The sequence below is a fragment of the Streptomyces sp. NPDC057543 genome (genome assembly GCF_042801895.1).
Lineage (GTDB): Bacteria > Actinomycetota > Actinomycetes > Streptomycetales > Streptomycetaceae > Streptomyces.
Map to the genome: position 1 here is coordinate 15375 of NZ_JBHVFF010000028.1, position 19908 is coordinate 35282.

At 71.2% G+C, this 19908-nt stretch carries 18 protein-coding genes and 1 riboswitch; of the genes, 11 read left to right on the forward strand and 7 right to left on the reverse strand.

Annotated elements, in window-relative coordinates; genetic code table 11:
• Positions 1–4: 4 nt before the first annotated feature.
• Positions 5–131: riboswitch (SAM riboswitch) on the reverse strand.
• 153 nt (positions 132–284) lie between these two features.
• Together ACFU8Q_RS07760 and ACFU8Q_RS07765 are read left to right on the forward strand one after the other, a co-directional pair.
• Positions 285–1229, forward strand: coding sequence for a glucosyl-3-phosphoglycerate synthase (locus ACFU8Q_RS07760; protein ID WP_384449355.1), 945 nt, complete (start codon positions 285–287; stop codon positions 1227–1229).
• A 62-nt stretch (positions 1230–1291) separates the two neighbouring features.
• Positions 1292–2683 (forward strand): trehalose-6-phosphate synthase, encoded by a 1392-nt coding sequence (locus ACFU8Q_RS07765; protein WP_384449290.1) that lies wholly within the window; start codon positions 1292–1294, stop codon positions 2681–2683.
• A 5-nt stretch (positions 2684–2688) separates the two neighbouring features.
• Here the strand turns inward: ACFU8Q_RS07765 and otsB are convergent, their stop codons facing one another.
• Both otsB and ACFU8Q_RS07775 read right to left on the reverse strand, forming a co-directional pair.
• A complete protein-coding gene (gene otsB / locus ACFU8Q_RS07770; RefSeq protein WP_384449293.1) occupies positions 2689–3567 on the reverse strand; it encodes a trehalose-phosphatase in 879 nt (292 codons plus the stop codon).
• A gap of 181 nt (positions 3568–3748) precedes the next feature.
• Positions 3749–4015 (reverse strand): DUF3263 domain-containing protein, encoded by a 267-nt coding sequence (locus ACFU8Q_RS07775; protein WP_384449296.1) that lies wholly within the window; start codon positions 4013–4015, stop codon positions 3749–3751.
• 214 nt (positions 4016–4229) lie between these two features.
• Between ACFU8Q_RS07775 and ACFU8Q_RS07780 the strand changes: the two genes are divergently transcribed.
• From ACFU8Q_RS07780 to ACFU8Q_RS07795, 4 genes are all read left to right on the forward strand, one after another.
• Complete coding sequence (locus ACFU8Q_RS07780) at positions 4230–5162, forward strand: ROK family protein (protein ID WP_384449299.1); 933 nt, start codon at positions 4230–4232, stop codon at positions 5160–5162.
• Entirely contained in the window at positions 5162–6319 is a 1158-nt protein-coding gene (gene nagA / locus ACFU8Q_RS07785) for an N-acetylglucosamine-6-phosphate deacetylase (RefSeq protein ID WP_384449302.1), read from the forward strand. The genes ACFU8Q_RS07780 and nagA overlap by 1 nt, the downstream gene beginning before the upstream one ends.
• A 170-nt stretch (positions 6320–6489) precedes the next feature.
• Positions 6490–7536: a 1-phosphofructokinase family hexose kinase gene (locus ACFU8Q_RS07790; protein ID WP_384449305.1), complete on the forward strand. Its 1047-nt coding sequence runs from the start codon at positions 6490–6492 to the stop codon at positions 7534–7536.
• 124 nt (positions 7537–7660) lie between these two features.
• A complete protein-coding gene (locus ACFU8Q_RS07795) occupies positions 7661–8512 on the forward strand; it encodes a ketose-bisphosphate aldolase (RefSeq protein ID WP_384449308.1) in 852 nt (283 codons plus the stop codon).
• A gap of 75 nt (positions 8513–8587) precedes the next feature.
• Here ACFU8Q_RS07795 and ACFU8Q_RS07800 read toward each other — a convergent pair whose 3' ends face one another.
• The gene (locus tag ACFU8Q_RS07800; protein ID WP_384449310.1) at positions 8588–9544 is read right to left on the reverse strand and encodes a carbohydrate-binding protein; all 957 of its coding nucleotides are present in this window, start codon (positions 9542–9544) and stop codon (positions 8588–8590) included.
• 152 nt (positions 9545–9696) lie between these two features.
• Entirely contained in the window at positions 9697–11340 is a 1644-nt protein-coding gene (gene cdgB, locus ACFU8Q_RS07805) for a diguanylate cyclase CdgB (RefSeq protein WP_384449313.1), read from the reverse strand.
• A gap of 370 nt (positions 11341–11710) precedes the next feature.
• Between cdgB and ACFU8Q_RS07810 the strand changes: the two genes are divergently transcribed.
• Positions 11711–12217, forward strand: a complete 507-nt coding sequence (locus tag ACFU8Q_RS07810; protein ID WP_384449315.1) for a flavin reductase family protein — start codon at positions 11711–11713, stop codon at positions 12215–12217.
• Positions 12218–12349: 132 nt separating this feature from the next.
• Here ACFU8Q_RS07810 and arfB read toward each other — a convergent pair whose 3' ends face one another.
• Positions 12350–12775 carry an alternative ribosome rescue aminoacyl-tRNA hydrolase ArfB gene (arfB, locus tag ACFU8Q_RS07815; RefSeq protein WP_384449318.1) on the reverse strand — a complete coding sequence of 142 codons (426 nt, stop codon included), beginning with the start codon at positions 12773–12775 and terminating at the stop codon, positions 12350–12352.
• Between the two features lie 223 nt (positions 12776–12998).
• Here arfB and ACFU8Q_RS07820 point away from each other — a divergent pair, with 223 nt between their 5' ends.
• Complete coding sequence (locus tag ACFU8Q_RS07820; protein WP_384449321.1) at positions 12999–13574, forward strand: TerD family protein; 576 nt, start codon at positions 12999–13001, stop codon at positions 13572–13574.
• A 299-nt stretch (positions 13575–13873) separates the two neighbouring features.
• Complete coding sequence (locus ACFU8Q_RS07825; RefSeq protein WP_384449324.1) at positions 13874–15454, forward strand: M4 family metallopeptidase; 1581 nt, start codon at positions 13874–13876, stop codon at positions 15452–15454.
• A 72-nt stretch (positions 15455–15526) separates the two neighbouring features.
• On the opposite strand, the gene ACFU8Q_RS07830 is transcribed toward ACFU8Q_RS07825, so the two are convergent.
• Positions 15527–16936 carry a M1 family metallopeptidase gene (locus tag ACFU8Q_RS07830; protein ID WP_384449327.1) on the reverse strand — a complete coding sequence of 470 codons (1410 nt, stop codon included), beginning with the start codon at positions 16934–16936 and terminating at the stop codon, positions 15527–15529.
• Between the two features lie 67 nt (positions 16937–17003).
• Positions 17004–17561: a heme-binding protein gene (locus ACFU8Q_RS07835; RefSeq protein ID WP_384449330.1), complete on the reverse strand. Its 558-nt coding sequence runs from the start codon at positions 17559–17561 to the stop codon at positions 17004–17006.
• A gap of 211 nt (positions 17562–17772) precedes the next feature.
• On the opposite strand from ACFU8Q_RS07835, the gene ACFU8Q_RS07840 reads away from it, so the two are divergent.
• Together ACFU8Q_RS07840 and ACFU8Q_RS07845 are read left to right on the forward strand one after the other, a co-directional pair.
• Positions 17773–19146: a histidine kinase gene (locus tag ACFU8Q_RS07840; RefSeq protein ID WP_384449332.1), complete on the forward strand. Its 1374-nt coding sequence runs from the start codon at positions 17773–17775 to the stop codon at positions 19144–19146.
• Complete coding sequence (locus ACFU8Q_RS07845; RefSeq protein WP_384449335.1) at positions 19143–19772, forward strand: response regulator; 630 nt, start codon at positions 19143–19145, stop codon at positions 19770–19772. The genes ACFU8Q_RS07840 and ACFU8Q_RS07845 overlap by 4 nt, the downstream gene beginning before the upstream one ends.
• The last annotated feature ends 136 nt before the right edge of the window (positions 19773–19908 follow it).

The window sequence follows — 19908 nt, forward strand, 5'->3', positions numbered from 1 at the left end:
TTTCTCCTCATCTTCCTCGCGGCGCATTTCGCCACGAGACGGAATTGGCACCTTCCCCACCTGACCTCGCGGTCGGCGGGAGGGTTGCCGGGACTTCAACGGGCCGTTCCCTCAGTCCCTCTGGATGAGCGCTATGGCGCTGGATCTCCGATCCAGGCGTTTATCGGCGGACCGACCCCGACATGCGACGGCCGTCCGCGTTGTTCAAGACTGTAACCGAAGCACCGGACGGTTGAGATAGTCGTCCGAACCGCGAGATGGATCACATACAGGGAGTATCGACCGTGCTGGAAGAGGTCGAGAGCTGGCTGGCCAGGCGTTCCTGGTCGGTCGCCGACCGCCCGCTGGACCGGCTCCTCGCCGCCAAGGAACCGGGCCGCGGAAGCGTGAGTGTCGTGCTGCCCGCACTGAACGAGGAGGCGACGGTCGGCGCGATCGTGACGACGATCCGGCGCGAGCTGATGGAGAAGGTCCAGCTGGTCGACGAACTCGTGGTGATCGATTCCGGTTCCACGGACGCCACCGCGAAGGTGGCCCGGGAGGCCGGCGCGCGGGTGGTGCACCGGGACGACATACTGCCCCGGATACCCGCCCTGCCCGGCAAGGGCGAGGTGCTCTGGCGGTCGCTCCTGGTGACCGGCGGGGACATCGTCTGCTTCGTCGACGCCGACCTGAAGGAATTCTCGGCCGACTTCGTCTCCGGCATCGTCGGCCCGCTGCTGACCGATCCGGACGTCCGGTTCGTCAAGGCGATGTACGACCGCCCGCTCGGTGACACGGCAGGTCAGGGCGGTCGCGTCACCGAGCTGGTGGCCCGTCCGCTGCTCAATCTGCACTGGCCGCAGCTGGCCGGCTTCGTCCAGCCGCTGGGCGGCGAGTACGCCGTACGCCGCTCCCTCCTCGAACAGCTGCCCTTCCCCGTCGGGTACGGAGTGGAGCTGGGCCTCCTGGTCGACGCGCTGCACACCGTGGGCCTGGACGCGCTGGCCCAGGTCGACGTGGGGGTGCGCAAGCACCGCCACCAGGACGGGCAGGCGCTCGGCCGGATGGCGGCGGCGATCTACCGGACCGCGCAACTCCGGCTGTCCCGCGGGCACCTGGTACGGCCTTCGCTCACCCAGTTCGAGCGCGGCGAGGACGGTTTCGTACCGCGCACCCATGCGGTGGACACCGAGGAGCGGCCTCCGATGCGTGAGATCGAGGAGTACGTTTCACGCCGCGCGGCCTGACGGGGCCCGACTTCGCACGTTTGCACGTTTGGACGGTTCGTGATCCGGCTAGATTCCGCAACATGGTCTCCGAGCACGAAGCCCAGTCCACCGCCCAGGTCCTCGTCGCGTCCAACCGCGGCCCGGTGTCGTACACCCTGGACACGGACGGATCACTCGACGCGAAGCGGGGTGGCGGCGGGCTCGTCTCCGGACTGAGCGCCGTCAAGGACAAGCTGTGGGTGTGCGCCGCGCTCGGTGACGGGGACCGGGAGGCGGTCCGGCGCGGGGTCGGTGAGCCCGGCGTACGGATGCTCGACATCGACGCGGCCGTCCACGCTGACGCCTACAACGGCATCGCGAATTCGGTGCTCTGGTTCGTCCACCACATGCTGTACCAGACCCCGCTGGAGCCGGTCTTCGACGCGGAGTTCCGGCGGCGCTGGGCGTCGTTCGAGACGTACAACCGGGCCTTCGCCGAGGCGCTTGCCGAGGAAGCGGGCCCCGGGGCGGCGGTGCTGGTGCAGGACTACCACCTGGCGCTGGTGCCCGGCATGCTCCGTGGCCTCCGCCCCGACCTGCGGATCGGCCATTTCTCGCACACCCCGTGGGCGCCCGTCGACTACTTCCGCCTGCTCCCCGACGACATCGCCGAGCAGCTGCTGCACGGCATCCTGGGTGCCGACCGGGCCGCTTTCCTGACCCGGCGCTGGGCCGACGCCTTCATCGGCTGCTGCACGGAGCTCCTGGGCGGCACCGGGCGGACCAGGATCGGGGTGCACGGGCTCGGCGCGGACGCCGACTTCCTGCGCCGGCGCGCGCACGAGGCGGACGTGGACGAACGGATGGCAGCACTGCGGGAGCAGATCGGCCCCGGGCGGCGGACGATCGTGCGAGTGGACCGGACGGAACTGTCCAAGAACATCGTGCGCGGGCTGTTCGCCTACCGCGAGCTGCTCGAAGAGCGGCCCGAATGGCGCGAGCGCGTCGTCCACGTCGCCTTCGCGTACCCCTCGCGGCAGGACCTGGCGGTGTACCGCGACTACACGGCCGAGGTGCGGCAGGTCGCCGACGACATCAACGCCGCGTACGGCACGGCGGGCTGGACGCCGGTCGTGCTCCACGTCAAGGACGACTTCGCCCGCTCGCTCGCCGCGTACCGGCTGGCCGACGTGGCGCTCGTCAACCCGATCCGCGACGGCATGAACCTGGTCGCCAAGGAGGTTCCGGTGGTCTCCGACCACGGTTGCGCGCTGGTGCTGTCGCGGGAGGCGGGGGCGTACGAGGAGCTGGGCAGCGACGCGGTCGTGGTGAACCCGTACGACGTGTCCGCGACGGCCTCGGCGCTGCACGAGGCACTCACCATGGCGGACGACGAACGGGCGGCGCGCACGGAACGGCTGGCCGCGGCCGCGGTGGCGCTCCCGCCGCAGCAGTGGTTCCTCGATCAGCTGGACGCGCTGCGGCGGGAGTGAGCCGGTCAGATCCGTTCGGCCAGGGCCGCCAGGAAGCCGACGACGGCTCCGGGGCCGTTGAGCAGCAGATCCGCGCGTTCGGCCAGTTCCGGCACTTCGGCGCTGCCGCTGCAGACCAGCAGGCCCGGGATGCCGTCGGGGCCCTCGGTGCGGAGCTTCTCCACGGCGGCGTACGCGGCGAGGTCGCCCAGGTCGTCGCCCGCGTACAGGACGGACTCGGCGTCGGTCTCCCTTACGTACTGTGCGAGCGCCACGCCCTTGTCCATGCCCGGCGGGCGCAACTCCAGGACCAGGCGGCCGGGTTCGACGATCAGTCCGTGCCGGGCGGCGAGCTCGCCGAGGGGTTCGCGCAGGGCGTCGAACGCGGCCTGCGGGTCGGCGGCGCGGCGGGTGTGGACGGCGAGCGCCTGGCCCTTCTCCTCGATCCAGGTGCCGTGCCACGCGCCGAACCGGTCGAGCACGCCCGGGAGTTCGGCGCGGACCGCGGCGACGCCGGGGTGCGGGGCGGGGGTGCGGACGGTGCCGGACACGGCGTCCCAGCGTTCGGTGCCGTAGTGGCCGAGGACGACGAGGTGGTCCAGTCCCCGAACTCCGTCGAAGCCGCCGTGCCGGACCGCGACGCCGGCCGGGCGGCCGGTGATCACGGCGATGGACGCCACTTTCGGGGCGAGCGCGACGAGCGCGTCGACGGCTCCGGGGTGGGCGCGGGCCTGCTCCGGGTCCGGGACGATGTCGGCGAGGGTCCCGTCGAAGTCGAGCGCGATGACGGCGCGGTCGGGGCGGGCGAGGATCGCGGCGAGGGCTTCTCGGCCGGGTGGGGTGGTGGGTGCGGGGAGCTCGGACGGGGTTTCGCTCGGCGTGGGTGCGTGCGGGTTGCTGCCCATGGGGCGAGCCTATAGCGGGGCGCGGGGGTTGGGGGGTGCATAGCGGGAGGCCAGGGGCGGGGCGACTGAAGCGGGCGTTTCCAGGGGCGGAGCCCCGGACAGCTCCGACCAGGGGCGGGGCGCCGGGGGCGTCCTGCGGGCGTTCCCGGGGTGAAGAGCCACGTTCAGCGGTGATCCCCGGTCAGCGCCGCCCCCTCCTCGCCTCCCGTACCCGGCGCAGGCGGTTCACCGTGACCGGGTCGGCCTCCAGGGCTCGGCGGTCGTCGAGGAGGGCGTTCAGCAACTGGTAGTAGCGCGTGGGCGAGATGCCGAGCTGTTCGCGGATCGCACGGTCCTTCGCCCCGGGCCCGGCCCACGACTGCCGCTCGACGGCGAGCACGGCACGGTCCCGGTCGGAGAGGCCGCCGGGGCTGTCCGTGGCATCGGGGCCATTCGAGGGGGTGGTCATATCAGCCAACATATCGCCCGGCCGGAGGGTCGCCACCGGTTCGCCCGTTGCTCGGCGTCCTGCGCTGCTCCGCGCCCTGTGCCACCGACGACCTCGCCGCGCGTGAACACGTCGAACGCCATGGGCGGCCCGTTGGCGCCGATTTTGTATGGATGCGCAACAAACCTCAATAGTGGACTAGACCTTTTTGATTCCTCGGGCGAAACTGTTTCCCGTGAAACACGTCATCGCCCTCGATGTGGGCGGCACCGGAATGAAGGCCGCACTGGTCGGGGCGGACGGCACCCTGCTGCACGAGGCGCGGCGGGCGACCGGCAGAGAGCGCGGTCCCGACGCCGTCGTGGAGTCGATTCTCGCCTTCGCCGCGGACCTGCGGGCGTACGGCGAGGAGCACTTCGGAGAGAGCGCCGTCGCGGCCGGTGTCGCCGTGCCCGGCATCGTCGACGCCGAGAACGGGATCGCGGTCTACGCCTCGAACCTGGGCTGGCGCGACGTACCCATGCGGGTACTGCTCGGCGAGCGGCTCGGCGGCGTCCCCGTCGCGCTCGGCCACGATGTGCGCACCGGCGGGCTCGCCGAGGGCCGGATCGGCGCGGGCAAGGGCGCCGACCGGTTCCTCTTCGTACCGCTGGGCACCGGGATCGCCGGCGCCATCGGTATCGCGGGCACCATCGAGTCCGGCGCGCACGGGTACGCGGGCGAGATCGGGCACATCGTGGTCCGGCCGGACGGCCCGGACTGCGGCTGCGGCCAGCGCGGCTGTCTGGAGACCCTGGCGTCCGCCGCCGCCGTGACCCGGGCCTGGGCCGCCGCGTCCGGCGATCCGACGGCGGACGCCGCAGACTGCGCGAAGGCCGTCGAGTCGGGCGACCCGGCGGCCGCGGAGGTCTGGCGGAACACCGTGGACGCGCTCGCCGCCGGACTGGTCACGGCGCTGACCCTGCTCGACCCCCGCATGCTCATCATCGGTGGCGGGCTCGCCGAGGCCGGGGAAACCTTGTTCACACCACTCCGTGCGGCCGTCGAGGAACGCGTCACGTTCCAGAAGCTGCCCCACATCGTCCCGGCGGCCCTCGGGGACACCGCCGGATGCCTGGGCGCAGGGCTGCTCGCCTGGGATCTTCTCTCCACGGAGGTATCCGCCTGATGGCCGGACGCGCAGACAGCACCGTTCTCACAGGTGCCCGGGTGGTGCTTCCCACCGGGACCGTCGAGGACGGCCGGGTGATCATCGAAGGCACCCGGATCGCCGGCTCGATGCCGGAGGATGCCGCCCGGTCCATCGACCTGAGCGGCCACTGGGTGGTCCCCGGCTTCGTCGACATGCACAACCACGGCGGCGGCGGCGCGTCCTTCACCTCCGGCACCGTGGACGAGGTCCTCACCGGCATCCACACCCACCGCGAGCACGGCACGACCACGCTGGTCGCCTCCACCGTCACCGGCGAGATGGACTTCCTCGCCCAGCGGGCCGGCCTCCTCTCCGAGCTGGTCGAGCAGGGCGACCTGGCCGGCATCCACTTCGAGGGGCCGTTCATCTCGCCGTGCCGCAAGGGCGCGCACAGCGAGGATCTGCTGCGCCACCCGGACCCGGCCGAGGTCCGCAAGCTGATGGACGCGGCGCGCGGCACCGCGAAGATGTTCACGCTCGCCACCGAACTCCCGGGCGGCATCGAGTCGGTGCGGCTGCTCGCGGAGCACGGGGTCATCGCCGCGATCGGGCACACCGACGCCACGTACGAACAGACCGTCGAGGCGATCGACGCGGGCGCCACCGTCGCCACGCACCTCTACAACGCGATGCCGCCGCTCGCCCACCGCGCACCCGGCCCGATCGCGGCGCTGCTGGAGGACGAGCGGATCACCGTCGAGCTGATCAACGACGGTACGCATCTGCACCCCGCCGCCCTGGAGCTGGCCTACCACCACGCGGGCGCCCACCGCGTCGCGCTGATCACCGACGCCATGGACGCGGCGGGCTTCGGCGACGGCCGCTACCAGCTCGGCCCGCTCGCCGTCGAGGTCAAGGACGGCGTCGCACGGCTGGTGGAGGGCAACTCGATCGCGGGCTCCACACTCACCCTGGACACCGCGTTCCACCGGGCCGTGACGATCGACCGGATCCCGGTCGGGGACGTCGTGCAGTCCATCTCCGCCAACCCGGCCCGGCTGCTCGGTGTCTACGACAGGGTCGGCTCGCTGGAGCCGGGCAAGGACGCGGACCTGGTGGTCCTGGACGCGGACTTCACACTCAAGGGCGTCATGCGCAAGGGCGAATGGATCATCGAGCCCCAAATTGGTTGATTTGACCCGTTACTGACGGTGAGTCGAATACGTAACGAAGAGACGGCGGTTGGTCCGGGGGTCTGGGCCGACCGCCACCTCTTTGGCATGATCACCTGGGAAACAGCCAGAGAAAGCGCATTCCAAGCACGGATTCGCGCTTCGAAGCAGGGATCGAGGGAGCGGCCGCGGTGATCCTCACGGTCACACTGAATACGGCACTCGACCTGACGTACGGCGTCCCGGAGCTCGTCCCGCACGCCAGCCACCGCGTCAGCGACATGGCCGAACGGCCCGGCGGCAAGGGCCTCAACGTGGCCCGGGTGCTCTCCGCCCTCGGGCAGGCGACCGTGGTCACCGGCTTCGCCGGAGGCTCCACCGGAGCCGTACTGCGCGAACTGCTGGCGCAACTCCCACCGCGGGACACGACGGGAACGGACACCAGGGCCGCTGCCGCAACCGTCACACCCGCCGCCACCACCGCAACCGCCACACCCGTACCCGCCCCCGCCCCCGCCCCGATCACCGACGCCCTCGTCACCATCGCCGGGAACACCCGTCGCACGATCGCCGTCGTCGACCGGACCACCGGCGACACCACCCAGCTCAACGAACCCGGCCCGCTCGTCACCGCCGACGAATGGGCCGCCCTCCTCGGCCGGTACGCGGAGCTCCTCACCGAGGCCGATGCCGTCGCCCTCTGCGGCAGCCTGCCGCCCGGCATCCACGTCGGCGCCTACGCCGAACTGGTCCGGCTGGCCCGCTCGTCGGGCGTCCCCGTACTCCTGGACACCAGCGGCGAACCGCTGCGCCGCGGCATCGCCGCCCGTCCCGACCTGATCAAGCCCAACGCCGAGGAGCTCGCCCAGCTCACCGGCTCCCGCGAACCGCTGCGCGCCACCCGCGACGCCCGCCGCCGCGGCGCGCACGGCGTCATCGCGTCACTGGGCCCCGACGGCATGCTGGCGGTCACCCCCGATGGCGTCTGGCGGGCCTCGCCGCCCGCCAGGGTCCTGGGCAATCCGACCGGGGCGGGCGACTCCGCGGTGGCCGGGCTGCTGTCCGGCCTCGTCGAGGGGCTGAGCTGGCCGGACCGGCTGCGGCGGGCGGTGGCACTGTCGACGGCGACCGTGCTCTCCCCGACGGCCGGTGACTTCGACCGCGCGGCGTACGAGGAGCTCCTGCCGGGCGTCGACGTCGAGGAACACACCGCGGCGGCCGGAGACGCTGTCGGGTGACCTCCGATCGGGCGGCCACGCCCTGGCACGCACGCTTCCCGACCGGATCACTCGACAGCCTCTGAGCCGCCACCCGTACCGGACCGCCCGACCGGTCCGTTCAGCAGAAGCAACAGAGGTCAGCATGCCGCTCGTCAGCACCGGTGAACTCGTCTCCGCCGCACAGGCCCAGGGACGCGGAATCGCCGCCTTCAATGTCATCACGCTGGAGCACGCGGAGGCCATCGCGGTCGGCGCCGAGCGCGCCGGAGCACCCGCCATCCTCCAGATCTCCGAGAACGCCGTGAAGTTCCACGGCGGCCGGCTCTCCGCGATCGCCGCCGCGGCCGCCGCCGTCGCCCGCGCCTCCGACGCCCCCCTCGCGCTCCACCTCGACCACGTCGAGTCCGTGGACCTGCTGCACCAGGCGCACACGGAGGGCTTCGGCTCGGTGATGTTCGACGCCTCCAAGCTCGGTTACGAGGAGAACGTGCGGGCCACGGCCGAGGCGGTGGCCTGGGGGCACGAGCGCGGCATCTGGATCGAGGCCGAGCTCGGCAAGGTCGGCGGCAAGGAGGGCGAGGCCCCGCTCGACGCCCACGCCCCCGGCGTCCGTACCGACCCGGCCGAGGCCGCCGCGTACGTCCGCGACACCGGCGTGGACGCGCTGGCCGTCGCGGTCGGCTCCTCGCACGCCATGACCGAGCGCACCGCCGCCCTGGACCACGCCCTGATCGGCCGGTTGCGCGACGCGGTCCCCGTCCCGCTGGTGCTGCACGGCTCCAGCGGCGTCCCGGACGAGGAGATCCGCCGGGCCGTCGCCTCCTCCGGCATGGTCAAGATCAACGTGGGTACGGCACTGAACACCGCGTTCACCGGCGCGGTACGGGCGTACCTGGCCGAGAACACCACGGGCGTGGACCCGCGCAAATACATCGCTCCGGGCCGCGAGGCGATGGCCGCGACGGTGGCCGGCTTCCTGGCCCTGATGGGCTGAATCGACGCGGAACAGAAACGGTCCGGCCCCCTCGCCTCGCTCGGGCGATGGGGCCGGACCGTTCTCGTCACACGCTCAGCGCTTCACGTGACCGGCCTTCAACGACAGCTGGTCCAGATTGGCGTCGCACTGGTCGCCCTCGTTGCAGGAGATCATCAGGGTGTTCGCACCCTTGTTGAGGTTGACCCAGGCGAACGTGGTCGTCCAGCCCTTCTCCAGGTCACCCTCCGGCGCGTTCGCGAAGTTCGTCATCCTGATGCCGCGGGGAGCCTCGGAGTTGACCGTGAGCGACGTCTTCGCGTCCTTGCCCGGTACGCCGTACGTCACGAACAGCGTGTACGGACCGGCCTCCGGCACCTCGACCGACCAGGTCGCCGACCTGCCGACCTCATTGAGGTTGATGTACTGGCCGTTGGCGCTCTCGGCGCCCTTGACCGTGTTGTCCAACTGCGCCGTGCCGCCGAGCTTCAGCGTCGCCGCGTCCTGCTTGGGGAGCTCGGCCGGGGCCTCGGAGCTCGCGGACTCCTGAGGCTTCGGGGACTCCTCCACCTGACTGCCGGGTCCGGCGGAGGTGGTGGCCTCGTCCTTCTTCTTGTCCTTCTTGTCGTCGCCCGTGATCAGCGCGGCGCCGATGCCGATGAGCACGACCAGGACCACCGCGACCGCGCCGATCAGCAGGCCCTTGGTGTTCGGGCCGCTCTTGCCGGGGCCGCCGGGACGGCCGCGGCCGCCCTGCTGCGCCACGTGCGCGGGGGGAGCGCCGCCGGGGAACGTCTCCGGGGCGGCGTACTGCGCGTTCGGCTGACCGTACGACTGCTGGTACGGCACTTGCTGCCCGTACTGGCGCTCGCCGACGGTCCGCACCTGGTTGTACGAGGTCCGGGGCACCCCGGGCTGCGGGGCCGCCGGGCCCGGGTAGCCGTAACCACCCTGCCGCGGCGCCTGCGCGCCCGCTGCCTGTCCGTCCTCGTACAGATAGCCGAACGGATCGTCGTCCTCGGGCTTGTTTGCGCCGTTGTTCCCGGCCGTCATCCCTGGTCACTCCTCACCATGTCGCCAGCCGTCGCCGAATATCGCCAGCCGTGGCCGACCGGCCGAGCCTACCCCGAACGGACCACACCAAGAATTGCCGTCGCCCGTCCCGGAACGGCCCACGGGTGGTCGGAGCAGCACGTCCGTGAACGTCAGCCGGCCCTGCGGTGAACCTTCGACCGCGAGCGCTTCTCCACGTACATCCGCTGGTCGGCGGAGCGCAGCACCTCTTCGGCCGTCATCCCGCACGCGGCCCAGCCGATGCCGAAACTCGCCCCGACGCGCACCGCCCGGCCATCGACCCGAATGGGCGGAATGATGGCGTTGCGCAGGCGTACGGCCAGGTCCGCAGCGTCCGCCGCGCCGAGTCCGTCGGCGAGGACGACGAACTCGTCACCCCCGAGCCGGGCGACGGTGTCCCCGTCACGGACACACGTGGTGAGGCGGCGGGCGACCTCGATCAGTACGGCGTCACCGGTGTGGTGGCCGAAACGGTCATTGATGGACTTGAAGCCGTCGAGGTCGCAGAAGAGGACCGCGAGACCCTTCGCGCCGTCGTCGTCCCCGGTGTCGGGTGCGACGGCGTGCACGTGGTGGTCGTACGGGCCACCGGGCACCGAGTCCACGTCGTAGCCGTGCGTCCGCGCGTCCGGATCGTCTACGTCGCCGTAGGCCGCGTCCAGCGCCTCGACCGCCGTGGTGGCCACGGAGTGCGGACGCTCGCAGAGCCGGGAGCTGAGCCGGGAGCGCAGCTCGGCACTGTTGGGCAGACCGGTGAGCGCGTCGTGCGAGGCGCGGTGCGCGAGATGCAGCTCGTGGCGCTTGCGCTCCTCGATGTCCTCGACGTGGGTGAGCAGGAAGCGGGGGCCGTCCGTGGTGTCGGCGACGACGGAGTTGCGCAGCGAGACCCAGAGATAGGTACCGTCCCGCCGCCCCAGCCGCAGCTCGGCGCGGCCGCCCTCGGCGGAGGTGCGCAGCAGGGTACCGATGTCCTCGGGGTGGACGAGGTCGGCGAAGGAGTAGCGGCGCAGGACGGACGCGGGGCGGCCGAGCAGCCGGCACAGGGCGTCGTTGGTGCGCAGCAGCCGGCCGTGCTGGTCGCCGCCCATCTCCGCGATGGCCATGCCGCTGGGCGCGTACTCGAAGGCCTGACGGAAGGACTCCTCGCTGGCCCGCAGCGCCTGCTGCTCACGCTCCAGACGGACCAGGGCGCGCTGCATGTTTGCTCTCAGCCGGGCGTTACTGATCGCAATGGCCGCCTGTGACGTGTACATCTGGAGGGCCTCACGGCCCCAGGCGCCGGGGCGGCGGCCGTTGCGCGGGCGGTCGACGGATATGACGCCCAGGAGATCGAGGCCGCCGCCGGACGCGTACATCGGGGCGTAGAGCCGGTCCTGGGGGTGCCACTCGTCCTCGAAGCGGGGCTCGGGACCCTCGGTGTGCCACTGCGGTACGTCGTCGTCGAGGAGGATCCACCCGTCGGTGTGGGGTATGAAACGGAGCTCGTCCCAGGCCTCTCCCATCGACAGCCTGCGCTCCCAGGAGCTGCGCGAGCCGACACGGCCGGTGATCAGGGCTTCCGCGGCGCTGTTTCCGGCGAAGGAGGCGACGACGAGATCACCGTCGGGTCGGACCAGGTTCACGCAGGCAAGCTCGTAGCCGAGACCGGCGACGATTCCGTCGGCCACGGTCTGCAGTGTGTCGGCCAGGCTCCGCGCCGTGTTGAGATCGGCCACGGCCTGGTGCAGCTGCCGCATCGTCGCAAGACGGACGTACGGCTCCGACTCGGCCTCCATTGCTCGCACTCCCCGAGACCTCGACAGCACTCCAGGTTTCATATCGACGCACTTACCTCAGTGTCACGGCCACTGAATCACAGTGAGCTGCGCGGTCGGTACACAGGGTCAGCAAATATTGCGCTCTGTGACTCAAGTCACAACAGATGGTAAAGGGGTTCCGGGGGTGCGTGCCTGCGATCCGTCCTTTTCTTGAACGCAAATCCGGGCGTTGCAGCGCCGGTCCCCCGGCGCTCCGGGCCGGGGGTCCTAGGACCAGGCTGGTCCCCTGGCCCGATGCGGAGGCACGCCGTCCGCGGCTAGCGTGCCGGATGTGTTGCAGACAAAACCTCCCGCCCCGCGTTCCGAGCCCATCCCCCATGCTGAGGGGGTGAGCAACGATGAGTTCCGGGCCGCCCTCGCCCGGCTGGCCGCCGGTGTCGTGCTGATCACCGCCGAGGAGCCGCCGCTCGACGAGAACGGCCGGGGCGAGGACGTCGGGATGACGGCGACCGCCTTCATGTCCGTGTCGCTGGACCCGCCGCTGGTCATGGTCAGCCTGCGCAACGACTCACGGATGGACGATCTGCTGTCCGAGCAGCCGCTGTGGGCGGTCTCCGTGCTCGCCGAGAGCCAGCGGCACATCGCCGGACGGTTCGCGATGAAGGGCCGGATCAGCGACCGGCTGCTGTTCGAGGACATCCCCTACAAGAGGGGAGAGGCCACCCGCGCACCACTGGTCGGGGGCGCACTGGCCACGCTGGAGTGCCGCACCGAGCAGCGGGTCCTGGCGGGCGACCACACCCTGGTGATCGGCCGGGTCCTGAGCGCGGCCCTGCCGAGCGGGGACGGCTCACCGCTGACCTACTTCCGGGGGCGGTACCGGCAGCTGGGGTGACGGGGCGTCGGCGTCGCGGGCCGAGGTGACGCGACGCCGGTGTCGCGGGGCGTCGGCAACGCGCGGCCGAGGTGACGGAACGCCGGGGCGTCGGGGCGTCGGGGCGTCGGGGCGTCGGGGCGTCGGGCGCGGTTACCAGTCGCGGCCGGAGCGGCCGCGCTTCGTCTCGCCGCGTTGCTTCTTCTCGCGCAGGCGGCGTTCGTTGATGCCGCGCGGAATCCTGGTCTTGCGGCGCGGCCTGGGGGGCGGTGCCGTGGCTTCGGCCAGCAGGGAGGCGAGCCGTACGAGAGCCGTCTCGCGGTTGCGCCACTGGGAGCGGTGCTCGGACGCCCGTACCGCGATCACCCCGTCCACGAGCCTGCCCTCCAGACGCTGAAGCGCCCGCTCCTTCCATACCGGGGGGAGCGCTTCGGTCGCGGCGAGGTCGAAGCGGAGCTCCACCTGGGAGTCGCTGGTGTTGACGTGCTGCCCGCCGGGCCCGGAGGACCGCGAGAAACGCCACATGAGCTCGGCCTCCGGCAAGGAGACCGAACCGCGGATGACATAGGGCCCGGACATGGCACCCATGTTCCCCGGCTCACCGAGTGTTCGTCACCTTCTTTTGCCACACGAGTGCCTTACGAATGCCTTACGGGCCGCATCGGCCGTCGGGCCGGCCGGGGGACTTCGGTAAAGAAAGTAAAGGGAGCAGGAACCTCCCGGTCCCCTGCCCGCGTTATGACCTGTGACGGTAGCTTCGTGATGGCATGGAGCCCGCACTCGACGATGAAAGGGACTTCCCATGGCTGTAAGCCTGTCCAAGGGCGGCAACGTCTCGCTCACCAAGGAGGCCCCGGGCCTGACCGCCGTCACGGTCGGCCTCGGCTGGGACGTCCGCACCACCACCGGTACCGACTTCGACCTCGACGCCTCGGCGATCGCGGTCAACTCGGCCGGCAAGGTCGTCTCCGACGGCCACTTCGTCTTCTTCAACAACAAGTCGACGCCGGATCAGACCATCGTGCACACCGGTGACAACGTCACGGGCCAGGGCGAGGGCGACGACGAGCAGATCAACGTCAACCTGGCGGGCCTGCCGGCCGATGTCGACAAGATCGTCTTCCCGGTCTCGATCTACGACGCCGAGACCCGCAGCCAGAACTTCGGCCAGGTGCGCAACGCGTTCATCCGCATCATCAACCAGGCCGGCGGCACCGAGGTCGCCCGCTACGACCTGAGCGAGGACGCCGCCACCGAGACCGCCATGGTCTTCGGCGAGCTCTACCGCAACGGCGCGGAGTGGAAGTTCCGTGCCGTCGGCCAGGGTTACGCCTCGGGTCTGCGCGGCATCGCCCAGGACTTCGGCGTCAACCTCTGACCTACGGCGTCGGCCTCTGACCTACGGCGTCGGCCTCTGACGCGAGAGCTCGCCCCACGAAACCCCCGGCCGTCACGGCCGGGGGTTTCGAGTGCGCCGACCGGGTTTGATTCAAGCCCGTTCTGCACAAGTACTCTGCAAACAATCACAGTTGATCGTATAGCGAACACCGAATGACCATCTTCGGACAAGAAGTGGTCAAAAAAATGTGAGGCCTTTGTTAGTACACCGTCAATTTCGCTCATTTGGTGGCACGCTCTCGGCTCGTAACCCCCCACGGAACGAGCAACGGAGAACGCATGACCCCCCACATGAACACCCGTCGCGCCGCAGCCCTGGCCGCCGTGGCCGCGATGGTCGTCGTCGGCGTCCAGACCGGTTCGGCCAACGCCGCACCCGACCACGGCAACGCCGGCCCCTCCGCCACTCGCAGCGTCGTCCCCTTCGGCGCGAACAGTGCCTCGCAGCGCACCGCCGCCATCAAGTCGGCGCAGACCGACGCCTCCTCGACCGCCGAGTCCCTCGGGCTCGGCAGCCAGGAGAAGCTGATCGTCCGTGATGTGATCAAGGACGCCGACGGCACCGTCCACACCCGCTACGAGCGCACCTACGCCGGACTCCCGGTCCTCGGCGGCGATCTCGTCACCCACACCGCTCGCGGCGGAAAGCTCAAGGGCGTCACCAAGGCGACCAAGGCCCGGATATCGGTGCCGTCGACGACGGCGAAGATCAAGACCGCGGCCGCCGCCCGCAAGGTCGTCTGGGCGGGTGGCGCCAAGCCCGTCCTCGCCTTCGAGACGGTGAAAACCGGCGTGCAGAAGGACGGCACGCCCAGCAGGCTGCACATCATCACCGACGCGACCACCGGCCAGAAGCTCCGGAGCTACGAGGCGATCGAGACCGGCGTCGGCAACAGCCAGTACAGCGGCCAGGTCGACCTGACGACCACCGCGACCGGCTCCGGATTCGAACTGACCGACGGCGACCGCGGCGGCCACAAGACGTACGACCTCGACCAGGGCGAGAGCGGCACCGGCGAACTCGTCACGGACGACGACGACACCTGGGGCGACGGCACCGGCGACGACCGGCAGACCGCCGCCGTCGACGCCGCCTACGGCGCCGCGAAGACCTGGGACTTCTACAAGTCGGCGTTCGGCCGCGACGGCATCGCCGGTGACGGCAAGGCCGCGTACTCGCGGGTCCACTACGGCGACGCGTACGTCAACGCGTTCTGGGACGACAGCTGCTTCTGCATGACGTACGGCGACGGCGCCGACAACAAGAGCGCCCTCACCGCTCTCGACGTCGCCGGCCACGAGATGAGCCACGGCCTGACCGCGTCGACCGCCAACCTCGACTACTTCGGGGAGTCCGGCGGTCTGAACGAGGCGACCAGCGACATCTTCGGCACCTCGGTGGAGTTCGCCGCCGACAACAGCACGGACGTCGGCGACTACCTCATCGGCGAGAAGATCGACATCAACGGCGACGGCACCCCGCTGCGCTACATGGACGAGCCGAGCAAGGACGGCGGCTCCGCGGACTACTGGGACAGCAGCGTCGGCGACCTCGACGTGCACTACTCCTCGGGCGTCGCCAACCACTTCTTCTACCTGCTGTCCGAGGGCAGCGGCGCGAAGACGATCAACGGCGTCGACTACGACTCCCCGACCATCGACGGCTCCACGGTCACCGGCATCGGCCGGGACAAGGCCGTCCAGATCTGGTACAAGGCCCTCTCCGAGTACATGACGTCGACCACCGACTACGCGGCCGCACGCACGGCGACCGAGAAGGCGGCGACCGATCTGTACGGGGCCGACAGCGCCGAGCTCGCGGCCGTCGACGCCGCCTGGAGCGGCGTCAACGTGAAGTAGCGGCATCTGTGTGAAGTAGCGGCGTCCCTGTGAAACAGCGCCACTGCCGTACTTCTTGTACGCGGGAGCCGGTCAGCCCTTCGAGGCGGGCCGGCTCTTCCCGTACAGCCAGGTGTTCCACAGCTCCGTCAGATCCTGCCCGGTCGTCTTCTCGACGTACGCGGTGAAGTCGGCGGTCGACGCGTTGCCGTGCCGGTGGGCCTTCGTCCAGCCCTTGACGAGCGCGAAGAAACGCTCGTCGTCGCCCACAGCCTGCCGGATCTTGTGGATGACCATCGCCCCGCGCCCGTACACCGGTGCCTTCGAGATGTAGGCCGCCGACGGCGGATCGGCGGGCGGGAAGGCCCAGTTGTCGTCGTTCTCGAAGGCCGCGTCGAACCGGCCCTGGACCGGCCTGCCCTCCTTGTCGTCCTCCCACAGCCACTCCGCGTAGGTCGCGAATCCCTCGTTGAGCCACATGTCCCGCCAGCTCTCGGGCGTGACGGAGTCCCCGAACCACTGGTGGGACATCTCGTGGACGAGGAGCCCGGCGTCCGGCGTCCCGGGGAAGTACGGCCGGTGCTGGGTCTCCAAGGCGTATCCGGAGTCGCCGGGACGCCCGACGATCGCCCCCGTCGCGGAGAAGGGGTACGGGCCGAAACGTTCCGCCTCCCACTTCACGATCTCGGGGACCCGGGCGAGAATCGGCGCGCTCCGCGCCGCCACCGACGCGTCGGCGGCGCTGAACACCTTGATGCCGTCCGGGGTGGTCGACGTCTTCGTGTCGAAACGGCCGATGGCGACCGTCGCGAGGTAGCTCGCCATCGGTTCGGCGACGTGCCAGTGGTACGTGGCGGTGCCGCCCGCGGTCCTGCGCGAGGCCAGCTCACCGTTGGAGACGGCCGTCAGACTCTTCGGGACGGTGACGGTGATGTCGTACGACGCCTTGTCGCTCGGGTGGTTGTTGCCGGGGAACCAGGCCATGGAACCCGTCGGTTCGCCGAGCGCGACCGCTCCGTCCGCCGTCCTCAGCCAGCCCTCCTTCGACTCGTCGGGGTCGGTGAGGGTCTGCGGGGTGCCGGAGTAGCGGACGACCGTACGGAACGTCCTGCCCTTGCGGAGCCGGTTCCCGACCTCGGCGTCGGGACGCAGCGTCAGCTCGTGGCCCGCCCGGTTCACCACGGCGGGGCGGCCCTCGACGGTCGCGGACCGGACGGTGAGCCCGGCGAGGTCGAGGTTGAAGGCGCTGAGGTCCTGGGTGGCGCGCGCGGTGATCGTGGCGGTGCCGCTCAGATGGTGGGCGGCCGGGTCGACGTCGAGGACGAGGTCGTAGTGGGTGACGTCGTAGCCGCCGTTGCCAAGCTTCGGGAAGTACGGATCGCGCAGACCGGCGGCGCCGGGGGTGCCCTCGACGCCGCCGGCGCAACCGGTGGAGGTCGTCAGAACCAGCAGGCCGAGGGCGGCGGCGCGGGCCGTGCGGCGTACAGGTGTTCGCTGATTCACGCCTGTGATCCTAGGCCGACCCCAGGGGCGGAACCTCTGAATGCCGTTACGTCGGCACGGCGGGAATCTACTTCGCGAGGGCGGCGACGCCCACGTTCGCGAACTTCTCGTCGAGGTCGCCGCTGGGGGCTCCGGCCACGCCGATGCCGGCGATCGGCGCGCCCTTGGTGGTGACCGGGGCGCCGCCCGCGAGGAACAGGGTGCCGGGGATGTCCTTGAGGTTCGGGGCCTGCTCCAGGCGCTTGGCCAGCTCGGAGGTGGGCGCGTTCCACGAGACGGCGGTGTACGCCTTCTTCACGGCCGACTCGTACGCCTGCGGGCCCGCGCCGTCACCGCGCAGCGTCACGATGGTGTTGCCGTTGCGGTCGACGACGGCGACGGAGACGCGCTGGTTCTCCTTCTGCGCGGCGTCGAGGGTGGCCTGCGCGGCCTTGGTGGCGGCGGCCACGGTCAGGTGGGTGGTCTGCTGGAGGTTCCGGTTCGCGGCGTCCGCCTCGACGGCGGCGGCGGGTGCGGCGGCCGGGGTGGAGGCGCCGGCGGACATGGCGCCGAAGGTTCCGGCGCCGAGGGCGGCGGCGACGACGGCACCGGTCAGGACGCGGGTGCGCAGCGACGGCTTCTTCATGGTGGGCTCCTTCGGCAGCGGTGCGGTGGTTGAACTGGTCGAGCCCGTTCGGCTCTGTCATCGATCCTGCTGCCGTGTCCGGGGCCGTACGGTCGACGGACCGGCTCGACGCCGCGCGCGGGACGGCCGACGGTCCCATCGGCCGATCGGTTGATGCGGGGGTGGTCGGCCGGGGTGACCATGGATGTGTCTGTGCAGGTCAGCAGCGCTGATGAGGGTGAGGAGCGAGGGGTACGAGGTGGAGCACCGAACCCGGCCGGCACGCGGCACCGTCACAGGGCGGACCGGCGGCTCCGGTGCGCGCGTGAGCGGGAACGGCGGCGGCGCGCGCGTGAGCGGTTACGAGGACGCCTCCGGTGCCGCCGGTGACCCGGATGCGCGTCGGCTCACGCTCCTGATGCATTCCGCGTTCTTCCTGCTGCTCGGCGCCTCGCTCGCCCGTTTCCTGCTGCGGCACCCCGGCGAGGCCCGCACCCCGTGGATCATCGCGCTGTCCGTCGCCCTGGCAGTGCTGTACGTGCTCGGGCCGGTGCTCGGTTCGCGTCCGACGCCGCGCAGCGTGGTGTGGCTGGGGGCACTGGTCGCCGTATGGATGGTGCTGGTCGTCCTCGCGCCGAGCTTCGCGTGGTGCGCGGTCCCGCTGTTCTACACCGGGCTGCGGATCCTTCCGCCACGTGCGGCGCTCGTACTCGTCGCCCTGCTCACCGTGTTCGTCGTCGCCGCGCAACTGCGGCTGGCCCACGGTTTCGACCCGAACCTGGTGCTGGCCCCGCCCGCGGTGGCGGCCGTCGCGACAGCGGTCTTCGTCCACATGCAGCGGCAGGCCGTGCGCCAGCGCGAACTGTCCGAGCGGCAGGGCGAACTGATCGACGACCTGCTGCGCACCCGCCGCGAACTGGCCGCCACCGAGCGCCGCGAGGGGACCCTCGCCGAGCGCCAGCGGCTCTCGATGGAGATCCACGACACCCTCGCGCAGGGCCTGTCCAGCCAGCAGATGCTGCTCCAGGCCGCCGACCGCACGTGGGACGCCGATCCGGCGACCGCCCGCCGTCATGTCCGTACGGCGACGGGCATCGCGGAACGCAATCTCGCCGAGGCCCGCCGCTTCGTCCACGACCTGGCCCCGGCCGATCTCGCGGAGGGCGGCGGTCTGGAGGCGGCCCTGCACGCGCTGGCCGCACGCGAGACGGCCCAGGCGCAGGGGCGGCTCACCGTCCGCTGCCACGTGGAGGGCGAGCGGCACACCGCACTGTCCGACCGGGTGCAGTCCGCGCTGCTGCGCATCGCGCAGGGGGCGCTGGCCAATGTGCGGGAACACGCGCACGCCACGGAGGCCGCGCTGACGCTGACCCATCTCGACGACCGGGTCGTCCTGGACATCGCCGACAACGGGCAGGGCTTCACCCCCGCCGGGCACGCCGGGGCGGCCACCGGTGGCGTACGCGGGCACGGGCTGCCCGCGATGCGTGCCAGGCTGCACCAGCTCGGCGGCACGCTGACGATCGAGTCGGCACCGGGCGAGGGAACGGTCCTGTCCGCCGCCGTCCCCCTCACCCCCGCCCCCGACCCGGAGGACCTCGCATGAACGCGACGCCGCCCGTCCGCATCCTGCTCTGCGACGACCACGCCGTCGTACGCGCCGGGCTGCTCGCCCTCCTCGGCAGCGAACCGGACATCGAAGTCGTCGGGGAGGCGGGCAGCGGCGAGGAGGCCGTCGCCCTGGCCGCCAAGGTCGCTCCGGACGTCGTTCTGATGGACCTCCAGCTGGGCGAGGGCATCGACGGCGTCGAGGCGACCCGCCGGATCGCCTCGACGGACGCCCACGTCCTGGTCCTCACCACGTACGACACGGACGCCGACATCACCCGTGCCATCGAGGCGGGCGCCACCGGCTACCTGCTGAAGGCCGAGCGCCCGGAGGAACTGTTCGCCGCGATCCGCTCGGCCGCGCAGGGCCGCACGACGCTCTCCCCGCCCGTGGCCAGCCGCGTCATGGCCCGCATGCGCAAGCCCCGGCCCACCCTGACCGACCGCGAACGCGACATCCTGGCCCAGCTCTCCCAGGGCCTGGGCAACCGGGACATCGCCCGCGCCCTGTTCATCAGCGAGGCCACGGTCAAGACCCACCTGGGCCGCATCTACGACAAACTCGGCGTCGACACCCGCGCGGGCGCCGTCGCCGTGGCGAAGGAGCAGCGGCTGCTGCCGTAGCCCACCCGCCCGGAACGGAGAGGTCGTCGGCCGTCTCCCCTCCACGGCCACCCCGTAGAGGTCCGGCGTCCGCGGCACACTCCGGGCCCGCCCGTCACCCGGTCGAGCGGTCGGCCGCCGCGGCGTCGGCGCGCCT